This window comes from Paraburkholderia susongensis (genome assembly GCF_900177725.1).
In the GTDB taxonomy this organism is placed as follows: domain Bacteria; phylum Pseudomonadota; class Gammaproteobacteria; order Burkholderiales; family Burkholderiaceae; genus Paraburkholderia; species Paraburkholderia susongensis.
Genome location: NZ_FXAT01000009.1, coordinates 159,080 through 181,187, shown reverse-complemented (window position 1 = coordinate 181,187; position 22,108 = coordinate 159,080). Strand labels below are relative to the sequence as shown.

The following is a 22,108-nucleotide window of genomic DNA, read 5'->3' as shown; positions in this document are numbered from 1 at the left end:
GTTCGGCCGTTCACGTGAGGCTCAGTGCTCGCGCTCGTCGAGCAGCGCGAGCACACCGCGCAACGCATGCGCGGCGGCCTGCACGCGGATCTGCTCGCGATCGCCCTTGAAAATCTTCGTTTCCACTGAGGTATGCAGCCGGTTGCTCCAGCCGAACGAGACCATGCCGACCGGTTTGGTTTCGGTGCCGCCGCCAGGCCCCGCGACGCCGGTAATCGACAGCGACACCTGCGCGCGGCTGTTGCGCAGCGCGCCTTCGGCCATCGCGCGGGCGACCGGTTCGCTGACCGCGCCGTGCTTTTCGATCAGGTCGGCCGGCACGCCGATCATTTCGCTTTTCGCCTGATTCGAATACGTGACGAAGCCGCGCTCGAACCAGCCGCTGCTGCCGGAAATGTCGGTAATCGCAGTCGCCACCATGCCGCCCGTGCAGGATTCGGCGGTGACGAGCATCAGGCGCTCGTCGCGCAGACGGTTGCTCACGCGGATCGCAAGCTGATGAACGACGGAATCGGTAGGCATGGCGTCAATCCGGAAAAACGGCGCCGGCGGTGAAGCGCGGCAAAGGGCGAAGGCCGGGCGGCGGTCAAACAGAGCGCTGAAACAGCGCTCAGGCAAACGCTCAGGCAAACACTCAAGCAGCCGTCAAATGCCGCGCAAGCAGAGTGATCCAGCAGCGCTCAAACCGACATGCGCCACAGCGCGATCACGAGCAAGGTAAAAAATGCGGCGATCAGGTCGTCGAACATGATGCCAAAGCCACCTTTCAGACGGCGGTCGAAATAGCCGATGGGCGGCGGCTTCACCATGTCGAAGAAGCGGAAGACGATGAACGCCCACACCTGGCCGCTCAGCGTGGCGGGCGTGACCATCAGCAGCACGAGCCAGAACGCGACGATTTCGTCCCACACGACCGCTGACGGGTCCTCGATGCCGAGCCGCCTCGCGGTAAAGCCGCAGATCGCGATTCCGCCGATAAAGCCCGCGACGATCAGCACGCCCCACTCGATCACGGTCAGATAGCGGCTCAGGACCGCGAACGAAGCCCACGCGAACAGTGTGCCGAACGTACCCGGCGCGACCGGCGACAGCCCGCTGCCGAAACCGAGCGACAGGAAATGCAACGGATGAGACAGCATGAAGCGCGCAGTGGCGCGGCGTGGCTGCTGTCCGGGCGTACGCGGTCCGGACGCGTTGGGCGGCTGGCTGCCGGGGAGATCGTCGGCGGGGCCGAGCGGGTGGTCATTCTGCATGGAAGTGGTCGAAACCTTGCAACGTCAGAGTGAGCGGCTCGCCGGCGGCATTGCGCCACGCGATGGCCGGGCGGTCGTTGGCCGCCTCGAGAGCGCTTATTGTACCGATGCGGGTGACCGGCACGGCCGCCTTCTGCGCAGCGGCTTCGACCGCGGCACGCGCGACGGCGGGCGCGGTGAAGCAGAGCTCGTAATCGTCGCCGCCCGCGAGCGTGCAACGCTGCTGGACCTCGGGCGCGAGGCGGCGCAGCGCGGCTGAGCGCGGCACCGCGTCGGCGTTGACGGTCGCGCGCATCGACGAGCGTTCGAGGATGTGCAGCAGGTCGCCCGCGAGCCCGTCCGACAGGTCGAGCGCTGCATGCGCGATGCCGCGCAGCGCAAGGCCCAGCGCAATGCGCGGTTCCGGGCGTTCGAGGGCGCGGCGAAACGTCGCGGTGTCGCCGGCATGGGCCGTCCACTCGCCGCGCCGTACGCCGAGTCCGGCGCGCGCGTCGCCGAGCGTGCCGGAAATCCAGATGTCGTCGCCGGGCCTGGCGGCGTCGCGGCGCAGCGCTGATTGCGGCGGCACGCTGCCGAACACCGTAATGCAAAGATTGAGCGGACCGCCCGTCGTATCGCCGCCGATCAACTCGCAGCCATAACGCTCGGCCAGAGAGAACAGGCCTTCGCTGAACCCGGAAAGCCATGCTTCGTCGGCTTTCGGCAGCGAGAAGGCCAGTGTGAACGCCTGCGGCTGCGCGCCCATCGCGGCGAGGTCCGACAGATTGACCGCGAGCGCCTTGTGCCCGAGCGCTTCGGGGTCGACATCGGCGAAGAAATGGCGGCCTTCCACCAGCATGTCCGTCGAAATGGCGAGCATCTCGCCGGCATGTGGCGCGAGCAGCGCGCAATCGTCGCCGATGCCGAGCGTCTCGCCTGCGGTACCCGATGGTCGCGCTGCGGCGGCGCGGCGGGCGAAGAAACGGTCGATCAGCGAAAACTCGGAAAGCATGATGGCAGAAGATGAGTGGAGAACGGTGAGAATGTCGGCCTGATTGCAACTCTTGGCAGTGGATTCCGATGATGTGTGCTTAAGAACGAGCGCTGCGCGGCTGCTGCGCATCGGCCTGCGTTCCGCGTCACGGAGCCCCAGGGCACCGCCTGTTTTTTGCCTCAGCTCCCTCGTTGCATCAGGCGGGCAGATCAAGCCGCATCGGCTTTTCACGCTGTTTCAGTCGCGGCTGTTGTACCCGTATTGAAGGAATTGCGTAGGCAATTGGGGCTACAATGCCGTCGAACATCTATTCTAATCTGCACTTCGAAGCCCGCCTTATGTCGAATCCCGTCAATACCAAACTCCGCGAAGCCGCTCTCGACTACCACGAGTTCCCGACTCCCGGGAAGATCGCGATCGCCCCGACCAAGCAGATGATCAACCAGCGCGACCTCTCGCTGGCGTATTCGCCGGGCGTCGCGTTCGCGTGCGAGGAAATCGTTGAAAACCCGCTGAACGCGGCGCGCTTCACCGCGCGCAGCAACCTGGTCGGCGTCGTGACGAACGGCACGGCGGTGCTCGGTCTCGGCAACATCGGGCCGCTCGCGTCGAAGCCGGTGATGGAAGGCAAGGCGGTGCTGTTCAAGAAGTTCGCCGGCATCGACGTGTTCGATATCGAAATCAACGAGAACGATCCGCACAAGCTCGTCGAGGTGATCGCCGCGCTCGAGCCGACGTTCGGCGGTATCAACCTCGAGGACATCAAGGCGCCGGACTGCTTCATCGTCGAGCGCGAATGCCGCAAGCGCATGAAGATTCCGGTCTTCCACGACGACCAGCATGGCACCGCGATCGTCGTCGCGGCGGCGGTCACCAACGGCCTGAAGGTGGTCGGCAAGGACATCAAGAAGGTTCGGCTGGTTGCCTCCGGCGCGGGCGCCGCGGCGCTCGCCTGCCTGGATCTGCTCGTCGACCTCGGCCTGCCGCTCGAAAACATCACGGTGACCGACCTCGCGGGGGTCGTCTACAAGGGCCGCACCGAGCTCATGGACCCGGACAAGGAGCGCTTTGCGCGTGAAACCGAGGCGCGCACGCTCGCCGAAGTGATCGACGGCGCGGACGTCTTCCTCGGCCTGTCGGCCGGCGGCGTGCTCAAGCAGGACATGGTCAAGCAGATGGCCGGGAAGCCGCTGATTCTCGCGCTCGCGAATCCGACGCCGGAAATCCTGCCGGAACTGGCGCTCGAAGTGCGTCCGGACGCTGTGCTGTGCACGGGCCGCACCGACTACCCGAACCAGGTGAACAACGTTCTCGTGTTCCCGTTCCTGTTCCGCGGCGCGCTCGACGCGGGCGCGACCACGGTGACCCGCGAAATGGAAATCGCCGCGGTCAACGCAATCGCCGAACTCGCACGCCAGGAGCAGAGCGATATCGTTGCGACGGCGTACGGCATCGAGGACCTGTCGTTCGGGCCGGAATACCTGATTCCGAAGCCGTTCGATCCGCGTCTGATCGTCAAGGTCGCGCCGGCGGTGGCGAAGGCCGCGATGGATTCGGGCGTCGCCGAACGTCCGATCGAGGACATGGAGGCGTACCAGCAACATCTCCAGCAGTTCGTCTACCACAGCGGCACGACGATGAAGCCGATCTTCCAGCTCGCGCGCGGTGTCGAGCCGGAGAAGAAACGCATCGTGTTCGCGGAAGGCGAAGAAGAGCGCGTACTGCGCGCAATGCAGATCATCGTCGACGAAAAGCTCGCTAAACCGATCCTGATCGGCCGTCCGGCGGTGATCGAGCAGCGCATCGCGCGTTACGGTCTGCGTCTCGTCGCGGGACAGGACTATACGGTCGTCAACACCGATCATGACGCACGTTACCGCGATTTCTGGCAAGAATACGCGAAGATGATGTCGCGCAAGGGCATCACCGCGCAGATGGCCAAGCTCGAAATGCGCCGCCGCACCACGCTGATCGGCGCGATGATGGTCAAGAAGGGCGAAGCGGACGGCATGATCTGCGGCACGGTCAGCACGACGCACCGCCACCTGCACTTCATCGATCAGGTCATCGGCAAGAAGCCGGGCGCGAAGGTCTACGCGGCAATGAACGCGCTGGTGCTGCCGAACCGGCAGATTTTCCTCGTCGACACGCACGTGAACGTCGATCCGACGCCGGACGAACTGGCCGAGATCACGATCATGGCGGCCGAGGAAGTGCGCCGTTTCGGCATCGAGCCGAAAGTCGCGCTCGTATCGCACTCGAACTTCGGTTCGAGCAATGCGCCGACCGCGCAGAAGATGCGCGAGACGCTCGAGATCCTGCGCGAACGCGCGCCGGATCTGCAGGTGGACGGTGAAATGCACGGCGACGTCGCGCTCGACGCGAACCTGCGCCGCGAAGTGCTGCCCGATTCGACGCTCGAAGGCGACGCGAACCTGCTCGTGCTGCCGAACATCGATGCGGCCAACATCTCGTACAACCTGCTGAAGACGGCGGCCGGCAACAACATCGCGATCGGCCCGATGCTGCTCGGCGCGGCCAGGCCGGTGCATGTGCTGACGCCGTCGGCGACGGTGCGCCGTATCGTCAACATGACGGCGCTGCTGGTGGCAGACGTTAGCGCAGCGGCCCGCTGACCCGATCAGGCAGCGCATGGCGCCGCCTGATCGGGCGCCATGAAAAAAAAGCGTGCCCGCAATGGGCACGCCTCAGGGCAAGCAGGGGATAGCCACCCCGAAAAATGGCAATGACACAGCCTGACGGCTGCGGCAATTCCAAGGCTCTTCAACCGTGGTGAAAACGTGGGTGGGCGGCCGTTCGGGCCGCCTGCGTTCCGTCCTCATTTGCACGGTTGAGCTAAGTTTAGCCTGATCGCGTTCAATATTTTGTCAAAAGTCGTCAAGGTCCCTACCGCCGGGTTTTCCGGGCGGCCGCAGCGTTTCGTCTGCCCGTCGAACGTTGATTCCAAAGGCTATTAGCGATACCCTTACGACTTTCATGGTCGTCAAACTCGTGATCTGAGAGCGGGGAAACCTGATACATGGCACGCAACGGGTTGCGCATCAAAGGCGTGCTGATCGGTGTGGTCGCGCTCTGCGCGTTGTCTGGTTCCGTACCTGACGCGTTGGCGCGGAAATACACGGACTCCGCCGCGACGAACGTGGAAGTCGGCACCATTGCGCTGGCGCAACTGCCGCGCGAGGCGGTCAATACGTTGAACCTGATTGCCGCTGGCGGTCCTTACCCGTATGAGAAGGACGGCATCGTATTCGGCAATTTCGAGCGGGTGCTGCCGGCTCATCGGCGCGGCTACTACCACGAATACACCGTTCCCACGCCTCACGCGCGTAATCGCGGGGCGCGCCGCATCGTCTGCGGAGGTCCGCTACAGCGAACCGACAATTGTTACTACTCAGACGACCACTACACCAGTTTTAATCGTATTGTTGAATGAGATCGGGAAGAACGGCATGAGCGACAACATCTACGCGCACGACTCCGGGGTCGCGACGGATCTTTTCGCGGCCGGCGACGGCAATTTGTTCCAACGCGTCATGAAGATGCGCGCCGGCGAGGGCCGCGACCACCAGAGCGAAACCCAGAACGAAGCTGGCACGACGGTTTCATCGAACGAGGAGCCCATGAGTCTTTTCCAGACCGTGCGACCGAACATCGTGCAGTCGATCCGCGCGTTCCGCGTGCAGGATCTCGCCGACGAGGCCAGCCAGCTGGGCCAGCACTTTCTGTATGCGTATTGCGCGAACGCGGCATCCAAACAGGAAGTGCTCGAAACCATCGCGACGTCTTTTCTCTTTCCGAAGCACTTCGGCAAAAACTACGACGCGCTCTACGATTGCCTGACCGACCTCGTGCATAAAGCGGGGGCGCAGCCCGGTTTCGTGATCGTGCTCGAACAGTTGCCGGTCGCGCAGAAGTTCGACAAGGAAGGGCGCGAAACTCTGCTCGACGTGTTCCGCGAAGCGGCCGAATTCTGGGCCGAGCGCAAGGTAGCGTTCCGGGTGTTTTACTCGTTCGCGTGATTTGCCGGATTTTCGGCTGCGTTTGAGGTTGTTTTCCGCACGAAAGAACGACAAAGGCCCGCCAACTGGCGGGCCTTTGCTTTATGGGCGCGGCAGTTCAAGCCGCGAGGCAACCATGCGCGAACCGCATCACCATCCGCCCCAGCGCGCCGCCAGTGCCGACAGAACGGCCATACCCGCGGTCTCGGTGCGCAGCACGCGCGGCCCGAGACCGACGGCGCTGAATCCGTGAGCGGTGGCCGCGGCCTCTTCGGCCGAGGAAAAGCCGCCTTCCGGGCCGACCAGCACGATCACGCGGCCTCGTGGCGCCGCCGTGGGCAATGCCGAGAAGCCGATGTTCGCGCGCGGCGACAGCAGAATGCGCAGTTCGCCTTCTTCGGGTTCGGGCGGCAGCGTGGCGAGCCAGGTGGCGATTTCGCGCACCTGCGCGACTTCCGGCAACCGGTTGCGCCCGCATTGCTCGCACGATGCACGCACGATGCCTTGCCAATGCTGATGCCGGCGCTGGGCGCGCTCGCCGGCCAGACGCACGACGCTGCGCGTGGTGGTCAACGGCACGAAGCTCGATGCGCCGAGTTCGACGGCCTTTTCCAGCAGCCAGTCCATCTTGTCGCCGCTTGCAATGCCTTGCGCGAGTGTCAGGTGATATGGCGTTTCGACTTCGGTGGCGCGGAAATCGCGAATTTTCACGCGGGCCGAACGGCGTTCGACTTCGATGAGTTCGGCGCTGTATTCCCCACCTTCGCCGTTGAACAGCACGATCGAATCGCCGGGCTGCAGACGCAGCACGAGGACGTGGCGCACGACATCATCGGGAAGCGGCAGGATGTCGTCTGGATGCAGGGGAATACCGACGAAAAAGCGGGGCATCAAAAAAATACTCATTGACTCAGGAAAGGTGGCGAGCGAGCGCCCAACGGTAACCGTCCGGATCTTCGACCTGGGCAAAGCGGTCGCCCCAGAACTGATCTTGCGGCTCGCTCAGCGATTTGGCACCGGCCGCGAGGGCCCGCGCATAAACCGCGTCGACGTCGTCGACATAGACATAAAACGATTGCGGGGCGATTGCGCCTGCGCTTCTCGGGGTTTTTGCAACCGAGCCGAATGCCCCTTCCGGCGCGAACATCACGATCAACTGGCCTTGATAGGTCATCTCGACATGCATGACCATGCCGTCGTCCTGGACACTATCGCGGACCTCGAAGCCGAACGCCGCGGAGTAGAACGCGGTCGACGCACGTGCATCGCGCACCGTCAGATAGGGGGTTAGCCAAGGCACACCGGCGGGGCGGGAGGCGGTCATGGGGTTCTCCGGATCTCGAGGTTTGACGGGGCGCATGCTGCGGTTCGACGCTAATGGAGGCGTATCGAGACGCGTACTGCACGCATACTGCATGTATTGCGCCGCGGCGTGCGATCCAGTCGAACCGCCGCATTGTGCCCACGCTTGAATCTGATGGCTATAGGACGCGATCTAGTTTATCGCGCACCGACCGCGATGCCGAGAATAGCCCCCGCGTGCAAGGCTGGATCGTAGTGCTTCAGCGAATCGATCCGGCGTTCGGCGAGGCGTGCGGATCGTCGGGCAGGGCGCTTACGGCGGGCGGCCCGGACCGAGGCGTGGCGGGCAGGCGATCGAATGGTAAAGGGCCCGGCCGGCTCCTGCCGCGGCGCGTGCGTTGAACCACAGGACTGGAGGGCTTTCCGGCCGGGTACGGGTTAACGTTCTGTTAGAATGTGACGCTTTCAGCCTTGTCCGTTTGCTCTGCCCGTTTCGCGTCTCCTGGCGCCGCATCGTGCGCCGTAGCGAACCGTCCGCCGAGCTTCCGGGCCTCAAGCGCGCCCCGCTTTCTGACTCTGTCTCCGGACTCGACATGACGATCCCGTCTCCCGCACCCACTTCCTTGATGGCTAACGCAATCCGTGCGTTGGCCATGGACGCCGTTCAAAAGGCGAACTCCGGCCACCCCGGCATGCCGATGGGCATGGCCGAAATCGGCGTCGCCCTGTGGTCGCGTCATCTGCGCCATAACCCGAAGAACCCGCAGTGGGCCGATCGCGACCGCTTCGTGCTGTCGAACGGTCACGGCTCGATGCTGCTGTACTCGCTGCTGCATCTGACCGGCTACGATCTGCCGATGGAAGAGCTGAAGAACTTCCGCCAGCTCCATTCGAAGACGCCGGGCCATCCGGAATACGGCATCACGCCGGGCGTCGAGACCACCACCGGCCCGCTCGGCCAGGGTCTCGCGAATGCGGTCGGCATGGCGCTCGCCGAGTCGCTGCTCGCCACTGAATTCAACAAGCCTGACGCGAAGATCGTCGATCACCACACGTACGTGTTCGTCGGCGACGGCTGCCTGATGGAAGGCATTTCGCACGAGGCCTGCTCGCTCGCGGGCGTGCTCAAGCTGAACAAGCTGATCGCGTTCTACGACGACAACGGCATCTCGATCGACGGCGAAGTGGTGCACTGGTTCCACGACAACACGCCGAAGCGCTTCGAAGCGTACGGCTGGAACGTGATCCCGAACGTGGTCGGCCACGACGTCGACGCAGTGGATGCCGCGATCAAACAGGCGAAGCAGTCGGACAAGCCGACGCTGATCTGCTGCAAAACCGTGATCGGCGAAGGCGCGCCGACCAAGGCCGGCAGCCACGATTCGCACGGCGCGCCGCTCGGCGACAAGGAAATCGCGGCCACCCGCGAGGCGATCGGCTGGAAGTGGGAGCCGTTCGTGATTCCGCAGGAAGTCTACGCGGCATGGGATGCGAAGGAAGCGGGCGCGCGCTTCGAAGCCGACTGGGACAAGGCGTTCGCGGCGTACGCGGCGAAGTACCCGCAGGAAGCGGCCGAATTCAAGCGCCGCAGCGCGAAGCAATTGCCGGCCGACTGGAAGGACAAGGCGCGCGCGATCATCGCCGGCGCGAACGAGCGCGCGGAAACCATCGCGACGCGCAAGGCCTCGCAGCAGGCCATCGAAGGCCTGTCGGCCGTGCTGCCCGAACTGCTCGGCGGCTCCGCCGACCTGACCGGCTCGAACCTGACCAACTGGAAGGCCGCGAAGCCCGTGCGCGTGAATGCCGAAGGCCAGGCCGCCGGCAACTACGTGAACTACGGCGTGCGTGAATTCGGCATGAGCGCCGCGATCAACGGCGTCGCGGTGCATGGCGGCTTCAAGGCGTTCGGCGGCACGTTCCTGACGTTCTCGGACTACAGCCGCAACGCGTTGCGCGTCGCCGCGCTGATGAAAGCGCCGTCGATCTTCGTGTTCACGCACGACTCGATCGGTCTCGGCGAAGACGGCCCGACCCACCAGTCGATCGAACACGTCGCGAGCCTGCGCCTGATCCCGAATCTGCACACGTGGCGCCCGGCCGACACCGTCGAAACCGCGGTGGCCTGGACCCACGCAATCGAACAGGAAGGCCCGTCGTGCCTGATCTTCAGCCGCCAGAATCTGCCGTTCTCGGAGCGTACCGACGCGCAGATCGCCAACATCGACAAGGGCGGCTACGTGCTGCGCGACTGGGATGAAGAAATCGTCGCGCGCAAGATCATCCTGATCGCCACCGGCTCGGAAGTCGAACTCGCGCTGAAGGCCGTCGAGCCGCTCGCGCGCGAAGGCATCGCGGCGCGTGTTGTGTCGATGCCGTCCACGACGGTGTTCGACAGGCAGGACGCCGGATACCGCGAACGCGTGCTGCCGCACGGCGTGCGCCGTGTCGCGATCGAAGCGGGCGTGTCGGATTTCTGGCGCAAGTACGTGGGTCTCGAAGGCGGCGTGGTCGGCATCGACACGTTCGGCGAATCGGCCCCGGCAGGCGTGCTGTTCAAGCATTTCGGCTTCACCGTCGAGCATGTGGTGGAGACGGTCAAGGCCGCGCTCGGCTGATTCGGAGCCAAGCGTTGCCGTCGCGCCCATGCGGCTGCGCGGCAACGCGTCTGGCCGGATACTCGGCCGGGCGCTCGATCAGGCGAACACAAACGTATTTTTTCAGCCATCAGGAGATAAATCATGACGATTCGCGTCGCAATCAACGGCTACGGCCGGATCGGCCGCAACACCCTGCGCGCCTTCTATGAAAACGGCAAGAAGCACGATATCGAAATCGTTGCCATCAACGACCTGGGCGATGCCAAGACCAACGCCCACCTGACGCAGTACGACACCGCGCACGGCAAGTTCCCGGGCGAAGTGTCGGTGGACGGCGACTACCTGGTCGTGAACGGCGACAAGATCCGCGTGCTGGCGAACCGCAACCCGGCTGAACTGCCGTGGGGCGAGCTGAACGTCGACGTCGTGATGGAGTGCACGGGCTTTTTCACGACCAAGGAAAAGGCGAGCGCGCACATCAAGGGCGGCGCGAAGAAGGTCATCATCTCGGCGCCGGGCGGCAAGGACGTCGACGCGACGATCGTCTACGGCGTGAACCACAACGTGCTGAAGGCATCGGACACGGTGATCTCGAACGCATCGTGCACGACGAACTGTCTCGCGCCCCTGGTGAAACCGCTGAACGACAAGATTGGCCTCGTGAACGGCCTGATGACGACGATCCACGCGTACACGAACGACCAGGTGCTGACCGACGTGTACCACGAAGACCTGCGCCGCGCGCGTTCGGCCACGCACAGCCAGATCCCGACCAAGACCGGCGCCGCGTCGGCGGTCGGCCTCGTGCTGCCGGAACTGAACGGCAAGCTCGACGGCTATGCGATCCGCGTCCCGACGATCAACGTGTCGGTCGTCGACCTGTCGTTCATCGCCGCGCGCGACACGACGGTCGAGGAAGTCAACGCGATCATGAAGGAAGCATCGCAAGGCGCGCTGAAGGGCATCCTCGGCTACAACGACGCGCCGCTCGTGTCGATCGACTTCAACCACAACCCGGCTTCGTCGACGTTCGACGCAACGCTGACCAAGGTGTCGGGCCGTCTCGTGAAGGTGTCGAGCTGGTACGACAACGAGTGGGGCTTCTCGAACCGCATGCTGGACACGGCTGTCGCGCTCGCGAACGCGAAGTAAGTCTCAGGCTGTAGCGTTTTCTGCCGCGTTGGTGCTGCGGCAATCGCGCAGCACGAAGCACGAAAAAGCCGCTCCCCGGAGCGGCTTTTTTACGTCTGCGGCTTTTGTGTCTACGGCGTGGGGAAATAAACGCCGGCGCGTTGCGCGGCGTTCGCGATGTGCGTTTCGATCGCCTTGCCTGCCGCGAGCGAATCGCGCGCCTTGAGCGCGTCGAGAATCGCGCGATGCTCGGTGTAGGTGGAAAGCACCAGTTCGCGCCGGTAGAACGGCAGCCGCTGACTTTCCTTCATGATTTCCGCGCTGCTGCGCAGGATCGATTCGATCGCCGCGTTGCCGGCAATGCTCACGATCCGCATGTGGAACTCGTAGTCGAAGCGCGCGGCTTCGTCGAGTTCGTCGCAGGCGAGCGCCGCCTGCATCGCCGTGATGTTTTCCTCGAGCCACGCGAGGTCGCTCTCGCTCACCGCGAGCACCGCCATGCGCGCGACGAAGCCTTCGAGCGCGTAGCGCATCTGATAGGTGTCCGGCAGCGACGACTGTTCGGCGAAGCGCCACGATTGCGCCGTTTTCGCCTCTGCGCTTTCGACGTACACCCCCTTGCCTGGGCGTATCACGAGCAGCCCGAGCGCTTCGAGCGTGGAGAGCGCCTCGCGCAGCGACGCGCGGCTGATCGACAGTTCATCGGACAACTGCCGCTGCGCCGGCAGCAGACTGCCCACCGGATAGACGCCCGCTTCGATCCGCTCGCGAATGGTCGCGATGGCGGCGTCGGTGACGGTATGCGGGACGTTTTTCATGGCGGCTCACTCGGTAACGTGGTCTGACCAGTATTCTAATGCGGACTCAGGACGGCCGCTTGGCGCCGCAATGGCGCTCCGCAATCCGACCCTGGATCGCCGGAAAAACAGCGGGTAAACACCGTTCGATGAATCCTTGACGTGAGTATATCGGCTTCCTACTATTTGCCATAACAAAACTGGTCGGACCAGTCTGAACAGAAGTCGCCGGGACAACCGTTATCAGGAGGAAGTCGTGTTGAAATTTTTCAATTCGCTGTTTGGCCGGGTCGTCATAGCGCTAGTGGTGGGCGTCGCGCTCGGCGCGCTTTATCCGCAGTTCGCGCAGTCGTTGCGTCCTCTCGGCGACGGCTTTCTCAAGCTCATCAAAATGGTGATCGGCCCGATCGTGTTCTGCGTCGTGGTGAGCGGCATGGCGCATGCCGGCGACCTGCGCAAGGTCGGGCGTGTTGGCCTGAAGGCGGTGGTCTACTTCGAAGTGATGACGACGATCGCGCTCGTGATCGGCGCGGTGCTCGCCTACGCGACGCGCCCCGGCGTCGGCATGAACATCAATCTGAATGCGCTTGATCCGGCGTCGCTCGCGACCTACACCGAGCATGCGAAGAGCCTCAAGGACACCGCGGGCTTTCTGCTGAAGATCATCCCCGAGACTGCCTTCAACGCGTTTGCGACCGGTGACATCCTGCAGATCCTCGTGTTTTCGGTGCTGTTCGGCTCGGCGCTGTCGCTGCTCGGCAAACGCGCGCAACGTGTGAGCGGCCTGATCGACGAGCTGTCGCAGGTGTTTTTCCGCGTGATGGGCTTCATCATCAAGCTCGCACCGCTCGGCGTGCTCGGCGCGATCGCGTTCACGACCGGCACCTACGGCGTGGCGTCGCTCAAGCAGCTCGGCATGCTCGTGCTCGTGTTCTACGTGAGCTGCGCGGTGTTCGTGGTGGTCGTGCTCGGCACCGTGATGCGGCTCGCGGGTTTCAACATCTTCAAGCTGATCGGCTACCTGCGCGAGGAACTGTCGATCGTGCTCGGCACGGCGTCGTCGGACGCCGTGCTGCCGCAGATCATGCGCAAGCTCGAATGGATGGGCGTCAAGGATTCGACGGTCGGCCTCGTGATTCCGACCGGCTACTCGTTCAATCTCGACGGCTTCTCGATCTATCTGACGCTCGCGGTGATCTTCATCGCGCAGGCCACCAATACGCCGCTGTCGATCCACGACCTGATCGTCGTCGTGCTGGTGTCGCTCGTGACGTCGAAGGGCGCGCACGGCATTCCGGGGTCGGCGATCGTGATTCTCGCCGCGACGCTCTCCGCGATTCCGGCGATCCCCGTGCTCGGCCTCGTGCTGATCCTGCCGGTCGACTGGTTCGTCGGCATCGCTCGCGCGCTCACCAACCTGATCGGCAACTGCGTCGCGACGGTGGTGGTCGCCGTGTGGGAAAACGACATCGACAAGGCACGCGCCCGCCGCGTGCTGAACCGCGATGCGGCGCTGCGCTACGTGCCCGCCAGCGACGACGCGCTCGCCGAGCCGGTCGCGGGCGAACACGCGCCGGCTGTCTGAGGCTGGCGCTTGCGGCGCAGCGCCGCTGCGCCGTAACCAGACGGGCCGCACTCGATCTGCAAGCTTGCTGATTTCACGCGCCGGTGGATGCCGTAGTTCCACCGGCCGCTTTCCACTTTTTTCTCACCTTTTTGCCGACCCACGCCATGGCTACTCCGATCCTCGACCCCAACGCTCCCGCTTTCACGCGCCGCTACATGAACCTCGCCGACCCGCGCCTCGGTGCAACGGCGCTGTTCGCGAGCGACGAATTCTTCGCGCCGAAAGAGCGCATGCTCGATCCGCAGCCGGCGGTGTTCATCCCCGGCAAATACGACGACCACGGCAAGTGGATGGATGGCTGGGAAACCCGCCGCAAGCGCACGACCGGCCACGACTACTGCGTGATCCGTCTCGCGCGGCCGGGTGTCGTGCATGGTGTCGATCTCGATACGAGCCACTTCACCGGCAACTTTCCGCCGGCCGCGTCGATCGACGCGTGCTACGCCGACAGCGACGTGCCGCCCGATCACGCCGACTGGCAAACGCTCGTGCCGGCCACGACGCTGCAGGGCAACCAGCATCACTATCTCGAAGTGAACGAGGCGCGAGCATTCACGCACCTGCGCGTGAATCTGTACCCGGACGGCGGTCTCGCGCGGCTGCGCGTGTACGGCCAGCCGCAACGCGACTGGACGCGCGTCGAGCGCGGCACGCTGCTCGATCTCGCCGCGATCGAAAACGGCGCATACCTCGTCGCGGCGAACAACCAGCACTTTGGGCCCGCCTCGCAGATGCTGATGCCGGGCCGCGGCGTCAACATGGGTGACGGCTGGGAAACGCGGCGCCGCCGCGAGCCAGGCAACGACTGGGCGATCGTCGCGCTCGCGCGGCCGGGCGTGATCCGCAAGATCGAAGTGGACACCGCGCACTTCAAGGGCAACTTCCCCGACCGCTGCTCATTGCAGGCTGCATCGGTGACGGGCGGCACGGACGATTCGCTTGTCACGCAGGCGATGTTCTGGCCGGTGCTGCTCGGCGAACAGAAGTTGCAGATGGATCACGTGCACACGTTCACGGACGGGCTTGCCGCGCTCGGGCCGGTCACGCACGTGCGCTTCAACATCTTCCCGGACGGCGGCGTGTCGCGCCTGCGCCTGTGGGGCGAGACGGCTTAACGTAACGTAATGGAGCGTCGCGCATGAAGACTTTGCAGATGGAGCGCCTGACGCGCTCGGCCTTCGCACCGTTCGGCGATGTGATCGAACTCGACGGCGCGCGTCACTTCCCGATCAACGGCGGCACGACCGAGCGCTATCACGACCTTGCGCATGTCGATGTGACGGAGCAGGGCGGACGGCCGCTGATCAACCTGTTTCGCGCGCAGCCGCGCGCGCTGCCCGTCGAGATCACGATGATGGAGCGGCATCCGCTCGGCAGTCAGGCTTTCATTCCCTTACACGCGTGCCGCTATCTCGTGGTGGTCGCGCCGGCGGGCGAGTTCGATCCGGCGCGCATGCGCGCGTTCTGGACCAATGCATGGCAGGGCGTCAATTACGCGAAAGGGGTCTGGCACCATCCGCTGCTCGCGCTCGATCGGGTGAGCGATTTCGTCGTGGTCGACCGTGGCGGCGACCAGCCCAATTGTGACGAATTGCAACTCGCCGAGCCGTGGCGGCTCGCGTTCGAGACGAGCGTCGAACTGGTGGACTAGCGGCGCTTGTACACGCTCGGCGGCGCGTTGCATGGCGCATTGGGCGGCACATGAGCGGCACGCTCAACAGGCGCGTTCAACGGCTGCGGAAAGCGCCGCGAGGATCCTCGCGCCGAACGTTTCCGCAAATGCCGCGACCATTCCCCGTGTCGAATGAAAAAGACCCGGCCGATTTCCACCGGCCGGGTCTTTTCCAGTTTGCCTCGCCGCCTGCTCCCGCGCAGGCAGCCGCACGTCAGTGCTTGCGATGCGGGCAGTTCTCCTTCGTGCACGCCCCGTAGAGCGCCAGCGCGTGTTCCTGCAGCTTGAAGCCGCGCTCCTTCGCGATGGACTGCTGACGGCTTTCGATTTCGGAGTCGAAAAATTCTTCGACCAGGCCGCAATCGATGCACACGAGGTGGTCGTGGTGCGACCCCTCGTTCAGTTCGAACACCGCCTTGCCCGATTCGAAATTGCTGCGCGAAAGCAGGCCCGCCTGCTCGAATTGCGTCAGCACGCGATACACGGTCGCGAGACCGATATCGAGTTCTTCGTGCAAAAGGTTGCGGTACACGTCTTCGGCGGTCAGGTGACGCACCGGGCTATGCTGGAAAATCTCAAGAATTTTGAGGCGCGGAAGGGTCGCCTTGAGCCCGATATTCTTGAGATCGGCTGGATTGGTCATGACAAGGGATCCCTAGAGTACAATGCTGGGCTCTCATAGTAATGTGTTTTTGCCGTTCTGGTCATCTTCGATGGAATGAAAAGCGCGGCTCGCGAGCGGGCCCGCACGGTGAGTGAAATGATTTCAAAATCTCAATTGATCTACCGGGGGAGCCGCATGCGGGGTACCTTGATCGCTGTTGCGACTGTCGCGGTTCTTGCCGGATGTTCTACCTACGACAGCCTGACCCAGCGCATCGCTCAAAGCATTACGCCGTATCGGATTACGGTGGTGCAAGGTAATTTCGTGTCGCGCGAAATGGCTGACCAGATGAAGGTCGGCATGACCCGCACGCAGGTGCGTCAGTTGCTCGGCACGCCGCTTCTGACCGACATGTTCCACGCGGATCGCTGGGACTACGTGTTCTATTTCAAGCGCGGCTCCACGGCAGTCGTGCAGCAGCGCGACTTCGTGGTGTTCTTCTCGGGTGACCTCGTGACTCACTGGACGGGCGGCGACGATCTGCCGACCAACCTCGAGTTGCTCGCGGAAATCGACGGCGATCGTCGAGGCAGAAGGCCGCACGCGTCGCCGCCGTCCGCGGCGAGCGCCGCGGCCGCGGTCGCCGCCGCGAGCGCTGCCAGTGCGCCCGCGGCAGCCGCCGCGCCGACGGCGGACACGACGCGCTCGCCGTCGGTCGAAGGCGCCGCCGCAGCGGGCGCGCCGTCCACGGACGCCAACGCGGAAGCCGCGCAAGCCGCTAACCGTGCGACGAACGCGGTGCAGACGGGCACGGCGCCGTCCGTGCGCTCGGGCGTGCCGACCGCGAATGCCGGTGGCATCCCGACGCAAGGCCCGACTGCCGCGGGGCAGCCGCAATTCCAGTTCCACCGTCCGCCGCCGCCGGCTCCGGCCACGCAGAGCAACCCGGTCGGTCCTGCGGGTTCGCAGAATAGCGGTGACTCGACGTCGAACGCGCCGCAAACCGGTTCTTCGTCGAATTCGGGAACGGGCGACTAACCAGATTGTCCCTGTTGTTGTGAGGCGGGCTGCGCGCCGTGCGCGGCGCCCGCCGCCCGCCGGATTCTCCGCTTGTCCAGCGAGGTGCGGCGCCTGGACGTGCCGATTGAATGTGCCGCCTGAATGTGCCGCCTGAATGTGCGGCCGGCCCGTGCAGCTCCGGGTTGCGCTCCAGGTCGTGTGCCATCCGGATGCGCCGCCCGCCGCCGCTTTCACCCGCATTGCCGGGTTATGTCTTTTCGAACCCTCATCGTCATGAAAATTGCCATTGCTGGCGCATCGGGCCGTATGGGCCGCATGCTCATCGAAACAGTCCTCAACGATGCCGGCGCGACCCTGTCCGGCGCGCTCTGCCGCGCGGGCGCGGCGCAGCTCGGCCAGGACGCCGGCGCGTTCCTCGGCAAGCAGACGGGCGTGCAGCTCACCGACGACATCGAGCGCGTGTTCGCCGAATCCGACTATCTGATCGACTTCACGCGCCCCGACGCGACGCTCAGGCACCTCGAAGCCGCTCAGCGTCACAACGTGAAAATGGTGATCGGCACGACCGGCTTCGATAACGAACAGAAAGCACAGTTGCGCGCGGCGTCGGAAAAGATCGGTGTCGTGTTCGCGTCGAACATGAGCGTCGGCGTGAACGTGACGCTCAAGCTGCTCGAATACGCGGCACGCCAGTTCTCGACCGGCTACGACATCGAGATCATCGAGGCGCATCATCGCCACAAGGTCGACGCGCCGTCCGGCACCGCGCTGACGATGGGCGAAGTGATCGCCAACGCGCTCGGCCGCAATCTCGACGACTGCGCGGTCTACGGCCGTGAAGGCGTGACCGGCGAACGCGATCCGTCCACGATCGGTTTCTCGGCGATTCGCGGCGGCGACATCGTCGGCGATCATACGGTGCTGTTCGCGGGCATCGGCGAGCGCATCGAGATTACGCACAAATCGGCGAGCCGCTTGTCGTATGCACAAGGCGCGCTTCGTGCTGTACGGTTTCTCGAAGGGCACCCAACTGGTTTCTTCGACATGCAGGACGTGCTCGGCTTGCGTTGAGCGGGCTTCGTCGCATAGGGCGAGTAGCCCCGGCACGTTCCTGAAGTCACTTTCCCACGGCGAGGTCAGATGGCGGGCAGCAGCGGCATCATCCATTACCTGCAAACGAGTGACGCGATCACGCATGGCGTCGCGTATGTGCTGCTGGCCATGTCGATTGCGAGCTGGTGCTTTCTGCTCGTCAAAAGCTGGATTTTGACGCGCGCGAAACGCCAGGCTCCGCGCGCGATCGCGCAGTTCTGGCAGGCGCCCACGCTGTCGGAGGGAGTTTCGGCGCTGCGCCGCGCGGATCGCGAGCGCGTGTTCGCGCCGCTCGCCGAGGCGGCGCTGCACGCGGCCGAAGTCGATATTCCGGGCGCGCTGCTCGCGCGCGTCGAGCGTAGCGAACGGGTGCTGCGGGCGCTGCGCCAGGCGCTCAACGCGTCGCAGCGGCGGCTCGAATTCGGCCAGGTGCTGCTTGCGTCGGTCGGCAGCACGGCGCCGTTCGTCGGCCTGCTCGGCACCGTGTGGGGCATCTATCACGCGCTCGGCAGCATCGCGGCGAGCGGGCAGGCGCAGATCGAGAACGTCGCCGGGCCGGTCGGCGAAGCGCTCATCATGACCGCATTCGGCCTCGTGGTCGCGATTCCCGCCGTGCTTGCGTACAACGTGCTGGGCCGCCTCGTGCGGCAGTTGTCCGAGGAACTCGACGGTTTCGCGCACGATCTGCACGCCTACGTATGCGCGCCGGCCGAGCACCCGCAGCCGCCGGCGCGTACGCAGCAGGCGTCGGCCCACGAGGCGCACCGCTGACGCGCAACGCGCGAAGGCACGGGAAAGTCCACACGGGCTCAGGCAAGCTCAGGCGCAAGGAGGCTATATGGCATTCGGCGGACTCGAGAAAAAGCAGACAGCCGCGCCGATGGCGGAGATCAACATGACGCCGCTGATCGACGTCATGCTCGTGCTGCTCGTGATTTTCATCATCACCGCGCCGTTGTTTTCGCACGCGATCCGGCTCGATCTGCCGAAGGTCGCGGCAGCGCCCGCGCGTCAGACCCCGCAAACCATCTCCCTTTCCATCGACGCCGCCGGCCGGCTGTACTGGAACAGCAAGCCGATCACGCTCGCGCAGATGCGCGCGCAGTTCGCCGAGGCCGGCAAGCAGGCTGACCAGCCGGAAATCCAGCTCCGCGCGGAGCGCTCGACACGCTACGAAGTGATTGCGCAGGTGATGGGCGCCGCGCAGCAGGCGGGGCTCGAGCGGATCGGCTTCGTGACGGACCCGCCGCCGCCCGGCGCGCCGCACTGATACCCACGCACCACGCCGCGCGGCGCGCCCGTCCGCGAACGGTATAATCAGCCCTTTCCCCGCCAACGGGGAGCGACGCGATTCCATCCAGCAGAGCACCAAGGCCGGTGCGTAAGCACCGAACCCAGCGATCCCATCACACCATGCACGAAAAATACGTTCCCTCCGACGTCGAAGCCGCCGCGCAAGGGCAATGGCACGCCATCGACGCCTACAAGACGACGGAAACCACCGACAAGCCCAAGTTCTACTGCGTCTCGATGCTGCCGTATCCGTCGGGCAAGCTGCACATGGGGCACGTGCGCAACTACACGATCAACGACGTGATGTACCGCTATCTGCGGATGAACGGCTACAACGTGCTGATGCCGATGGGTTGGGACGCGTTCGGTATGCCCGCGGAAAACGCCGCGATGGCGAACAACGTGCCGCCCGCGCAGTGGACCTACGACAACATCGCTTACATGAAGAAGCAGATGCAGTCGATGGGCCTCGCGATCGACTGGTCGCGCGAAGTCGCGACCTGCAGCCCCGATTACTACAAATGGAACCAGTGGCTGTTCCTGAAGATGCTCGAAAAGGGTATCGCGTACAAGAAAACCGGCACCGTGAACTGGGACCCGGTCGACCAGACCGTGCTCGCGAACGAGCAGGTGATCGACGGGCGCGGCTGGCGCTCGGGCGCGCTCGTCGAAAAGCGCGAAATCCCGATGTACTACATGCGCATCACGCAGTACGCGGACGAACTGCTGAACGATCTCGAAGGCCTCGGCTGGCCCGAGCGCGTCAAGATCATGCAGCAGAACTGGATCGGCAAGAGCTTCGGCGTGAACTTCGGCTTCCCGTACGAAATCGACGGTGAACAGAAGCTCTTGCGCGTGTTCACGACGCGCGCCGACACGATCATGGGCGTGACCTTCTGCGCGATCGCCGCCGAGCATCCGCTCGCCACGCGTCTTGCGCAAGACAAGCCGGAGCTGCAGGCCTTCATCGAGGAATGCAAGCGCGGCGGCGTCGCTGAAGCCGACGTCGCGACGATGGAAAAGAAGGGCATGGCCACGGGCTTCTACGTCACGCATCCGCTGACGCAGGAGCGGGTCGAAGTGTGGATCGGCAACTACGTGCTGATGAGCTACGGCGAAGGCGCGGTGATGGGCGTGCCTGCACACGACGAGCGCGACTTCGCGTTCGTGAAGAAGTACGGTCTGCCGGTCAAGCAGGTCGTGGCGGTCGAAGGCAAGGAGTTCTCGACGCAAGCCTGGCAGGAATGGTACGGCGAGAAGACCGGCACGCTGATCAACAGCGGCAAGTACGACGGTCTTGCCAACGAACAGGCGGTCGATCAGATCGCCGCCGACCTCAAGGAACTCAGCCTCGGCGACAAGCAGGTCACGTGGCGTCTGCGTGACTGGGGCGTGTCGCGCCAGCGTTACTGGGGCACGCCGATTCCGATCATCCACTGCCCGGCGTGCGGCGACGTGCCGGTGCCGGAAAAAGACCTGCCGGTCGTGCTGCCGGAAGACCTCGTGCCGGACGGCACGGGCAACCCGCTCGCGAAGTCCGAGGCGTTCGTGAACTGCACCTGCCCGACGTGCGGCGGCGCGGCGAAGCGCGAAACCGACACGATGGACACCTTCGTCGATTCGTCGTGGTACTTCTACCGCTACGCGTCGCCGGACGCGAAGACGATGGTCGACGAGCGCACCGACTACTGGGCGCCGATGGACCAGTACATCGGCGGCATCGAGCACGCGATCCTGCACCTGCTGTACTCGCGCTTCTGGGCGAAGGTGATGCGCGACCTCGGTCTCGTGAAGTTCGGCGAGCCGGCGAAGAACCTGCTGACCCAGGGCATGGTGCTCAACGAAACGTATTACCGCGAAAGCGCAGCGGGCAAGAAGGTCTGGTACAACCCGGCCGACGTCACCGTGTCGTTCGACGACAAGGGCCGCCCGGTCGGCGCGGTGCTCAACGCGGACGGCCAGCCGGTCGTGCTCGGCGGCGTCGAGAAGATGTCGAAGTCGAAGAACAACGGTGTCGACCCGCAGATGCTGATCGACCAGCACGGCGCGGACACCGCGCGTCTGTTCGTGATGTTCGCGGCTCCGCCCGAGCAGCAGCTCGAGTGGTCGGGCTCGGGCGTCGAGGGCGCGAGCCGCTTCCTGCGTCGCGTGTGGAACTTCGGCTACACGAACGAAGCGGCGCTGCGCGCGGGCGGTCAGTTCGACGCCGCGCAACTCGGCGACGCCGACAAGACATTGCGCCGCGAGATCTACAGCGTGCTCAAGCAGGCCGACTTCGACTACCAGCGTCTGCAGTACAACACGGTGGTGTCGGCCGCGATGAAGATGCTCAACGCGCTCGACGGCGCGAAGGGCGCGCAGACGGCCGTGCTGCGCGAAACTTATGGCGTGATGTTGCGCGTGCTGTACCCGGTCGTGCCGCACCTGACGTTCCAGCTCTGGCAGGAACTCGGTTACGCCGATGCATTCGGCCCGCTGCTCGACGCGCCGTGGCCGAAGGTCGACGAGAAGGCGCTCGAACAGGCCGAGATCGAACTCGTGCTGCAGGTCAACGGCAAGGTGCGTGGCGCAATCACGGTTGCGAAGGACGCCTCGCGCGAGGCGATCGAACAGTTCGCGGCCGCGCACGACATGGTGGCGAAGTTCAGCGAAGGCAAGGCACCGAAGAAGATCATCGTGGTGCCGGGCCGTCTCGTGAACGTGGTCGTTTGACGATCACGACCTCACG

At 64.5% G+C, this 22,108-nt stretch carries 20 protein-coding genes; 13 read left to right on the top strand and 7 right to left on the bottom strand.

All coding sequences use genetic code 11. From position 1 onward, the window contains the following. Positions 1-21: 21 nt before the first annotated feature. The 3 genes from B9Z01_RS24485 to thiL form a co-directional block, all read right to left on the bottom strand. A complete protein-coding gene (locus tag B9Z01_RS24485) occupies positions 22-522 on the bottom strand; it encodes a CinA family protein (protein WP_085487820.1) in 501 nt (166 codons plus the stop codon). Between the two features lie 158 nt (positions 523-680). Continuing rightward, positions 681-1,253, bottom strand: a complete 573-nt coding sequence (locus B9Z01_RS24480; RefSeq protein WP_208626173.1) for a phosphatidylglycerophosphatase A family protein — start codon at positions 1,251-1,253, stop codon at positions 681-683. Next, positions 1,243-2,244 (bottom strand): thiamine-phosphate kinase, encoded by a 1,002-nt coding sequence (thiL, locus tag B9Z01_RS24475; protein ID WP_085487984.1) that lies wholly within the window; start codon positions 2,242-2,244, stop codon positions 1,243-1,245. Before thiL ends, B9Z01_RS24480 begins: the two co-directional genes overlap by 11 nt. A 275-nt stretch (positions 2,245-2,519) precedes the next feature. On the opposite strand from thiL, the gene B9Z01_RS24470 reads away from it, so the two are divergent. The 3 genes from B9Z01_RS24470 (at position 2,520) to B9Z01_RS24460 (ending at position 6,266) form a co-directional block, all read left to right on the top strand. Beyond that, the gene (locus tag B9Z01_RS24470; protein WP_085487818.1) at positions 2,520-4,862 is read left to right on the top strand and encodes an NADP-dependent malic enzyme; all 2,343 of its coding nucleotides are present in this window, start codon (positions 2,520-2,522) and stop codon (positions 4,860-4,862) included. Positions 4,863-5,266: 404 nt separating this feature from the next. Beyond that, entirely contained in the window at positions 5,267-5,680 is a 414-nt protein-coding gene (locus B9Z01_RS24465) for a ribonuclease (RefSeq protein ID WP_085487816.1), read from the top strand. Positions 5,681-5,696: 16 nt separating this feature from the next. Continuing rightward, entirely contained in the window at positions 5,697-6,266 is a 570-nt protein-coding gene (locus tag B9Z01_RS24460) for a barstar family protein (RefSeq protein WP_085487814.1), read from the top strand. A 129-nt stretch (positions 6,267-6,395) separates the two neighbouring features. On the opposite strand, the gene B9Z01_RS24455 is transcribed toward B9Z01_RS24460, so the two are convergent. Continuing rightward, positions 6,396-7,136: a 16S rRNA (uracil(1498)-N(3))-methyltransferase gene (locus tag B9Z01_RS24455; RefSeq protein ID WP_085487812.1), complete on the bottom strand. Its 741-nt coding sequence runs from the start codon at positions 7,134-7,136 to the stop codon at positions 6,396-6,398. Between the two features lie 19 nt (positions 7,137-7,155). Then, entirely contained in the window at positions 7,156-7,569 is a 414-nt protein-coding gene (locus B9Z01_RS24450; protein WP_085487810.1) for a VOC family protein, read from the bottom strand. A 571-nt stretch (positions 7,570-8,140) separates the two neighbouring features. Between B9Z01_RS24450 and tkt the strand changes: the two genes are divergently transcribed. Further along, complete coding sequence (gene tkt, locus B9Z01_RS24445; RefSeq protein WP_085487808.1) at positions 8,141-10,162, top strand: transketolase; 2,022 nt, start codon at positions 8,141-8,143, stop codon at positions 10,160-10,162. A 123-nt stretch (positions 10,163-10,285) separates the two neighbouring features. After that, a complete protein-coding gene (gene gap, locus B9Z01_RS24440) occupies positions 10,286-11,296 on the top strand; it encodes a type I glyceraldehyde-3-phosphate dehydrogenase (protein ID WP_006051892.1) in 1,011 nt (336 codons plus the stop codon). A gap of 110 nt (positions 11,297-11,406) precedes the next feature. Here the strand turns inward: gap and B9Z01_RS24435 are convergent, their stop codons facing one another. Continuing rightward, entirely contained in the window at positions 11,407-12,093 is a 687-nt protein-coding gene (locus tag B9Z01_RS24435) for a FadR/GntR family transcriptional regulator (RefSeq protein ID WP_085487806.1), read from the bottom strand. A 235-nt stretch (positions 12,094-12,328) separates the two neighbouring features. Between B9Z01_RS24435 and B9Z01_RS24430 the strand changes: the two genes are divergently transcribed. The 3 genes from B9Z01_RS24430 to B9Z01_RS24420 all read left to right on the top strand — a co-directional run bounded on the left by B9Z01_RS24430 (position 12,329) and on the right by B9Z01_RS24420 (position 15,350). Further along, positions 12,329-13,657, top strand: coding sequence for a C4-dicarboxylate transporter DctA (locus tag B9Z01_RS24430; RefSeq protein WP_085487804.1), 1,329 nt, complete (start codon positions 12,329-12,331; stop codon positions 13,655-13,657). A gap of 146 nt (positions 13,658-13,803) precedes the next feature. After that, complete coding sequence (gene alc, locus B9Z01_RS24425; protein ID WP_085487802.1) at positions 13,804-14,814, top strand: allantoicase; 1,011 nt, start codon at positions 13,804-13,806, stop codon at positions 14,812-14,814. Between the two features lie 23 nt (positions 14,815-14,837). Further along, positions 14,838-15,350, top strand: coding sequence for an ureidoglycolate lyase (locus B9Z01_RS24420; RefSeq protein WP_085487800.1), 513 nt, complete (start codon positions 14,838-14,840; stop codon positions 15,348-15,350). Positions 15,351-15,585: 235 nt separating this feature from the next. Here the strand turns inward: B9Z01_RS24420 and fur are convergent, their stop codons facing one another. Continuing rightward, on the bottom strand, positions 15,586-16,014 hold the full coding sequence (gene fur / locus B9Z01_RS24415; protein WP_085487798.1) for a ferric iron uptake transcriptional regulator: 429 nt from the start codon (positions 16,012-16,014) through the stop codon (positions 15,586-15,588). Between the two features lie 156 nt (positions 16,015-16,170). On the opposite strand from fur, the gene B9Z01_RS24410 reads away from it, so the two are divergent. From B9Z01_RS24410 to leuS, 5 genes are all read left to right on the top strand, one after another. Then, the gene (locus B9Z01_RS24410) at positions 16,171-17,013 is read left to right on the top strand and encodes an outer membrane protein assembly factor BamE domain-containing protein (RefSeq protein WP_085487796.1); all 843 of its coding nucleotides are present in this window, start codon (positions 16,171-16,173) and stop codon (positions 17,011-17,013) included. A gap of 255 nt (positions 17,014-17,268) precedes the next feature. Beyond that, positions 17,269-18,066 (top strand): 4-hydroxy-tetrahydrodipicolinate reductase, encoded by a 798-nt coding sequence (gene dapB, locus B9Z01_RS24405; RefSeq protein ID WP_085487794.1) that lies wholly within the window; start codon positions 17,269-17,271, stop codon positions 18,064-18,066. Positions 18,067-18,135: 69 nt separating this feature from the next. Further along, a complete protein-coding gene (locus B9Z01_RS24400) occupies positions 18,136-18,858 on the top strand; it encodes a MotA/TolQ/ExbB proton channel family protein (protein ID WP_085487792.1) in 723 nt (240 codons plus the stop codon). A gap of 67 nt (positions 18,859-18,925) precedes the next feature. Continuing rightward, the gene (locus B9Z01_RS24395) at positions 18,926-19,357 is read left to right on the top strand and encodes an ExbD/TolR family protein (RefSeq protein WP_085487790.1); all 432 of its coding nucleotides are present in this window, start codon (positions 18,926-18,928) and stop codon (positions 19,355-19,357) included. A gap of 143 nt (positions 19,358-19,500) precedes the next feature. Then, entirely contained in the window at positions 19,501-22,092 is a 2,592-nt protein-coding gene (gene leuS / locus B9Z01_RS24390) for a leucine--tRNA ligase (protein WP_085487788.1), read from the top strand. Positions 22,093-22,108: the final 16 nt, after the last annotated feature.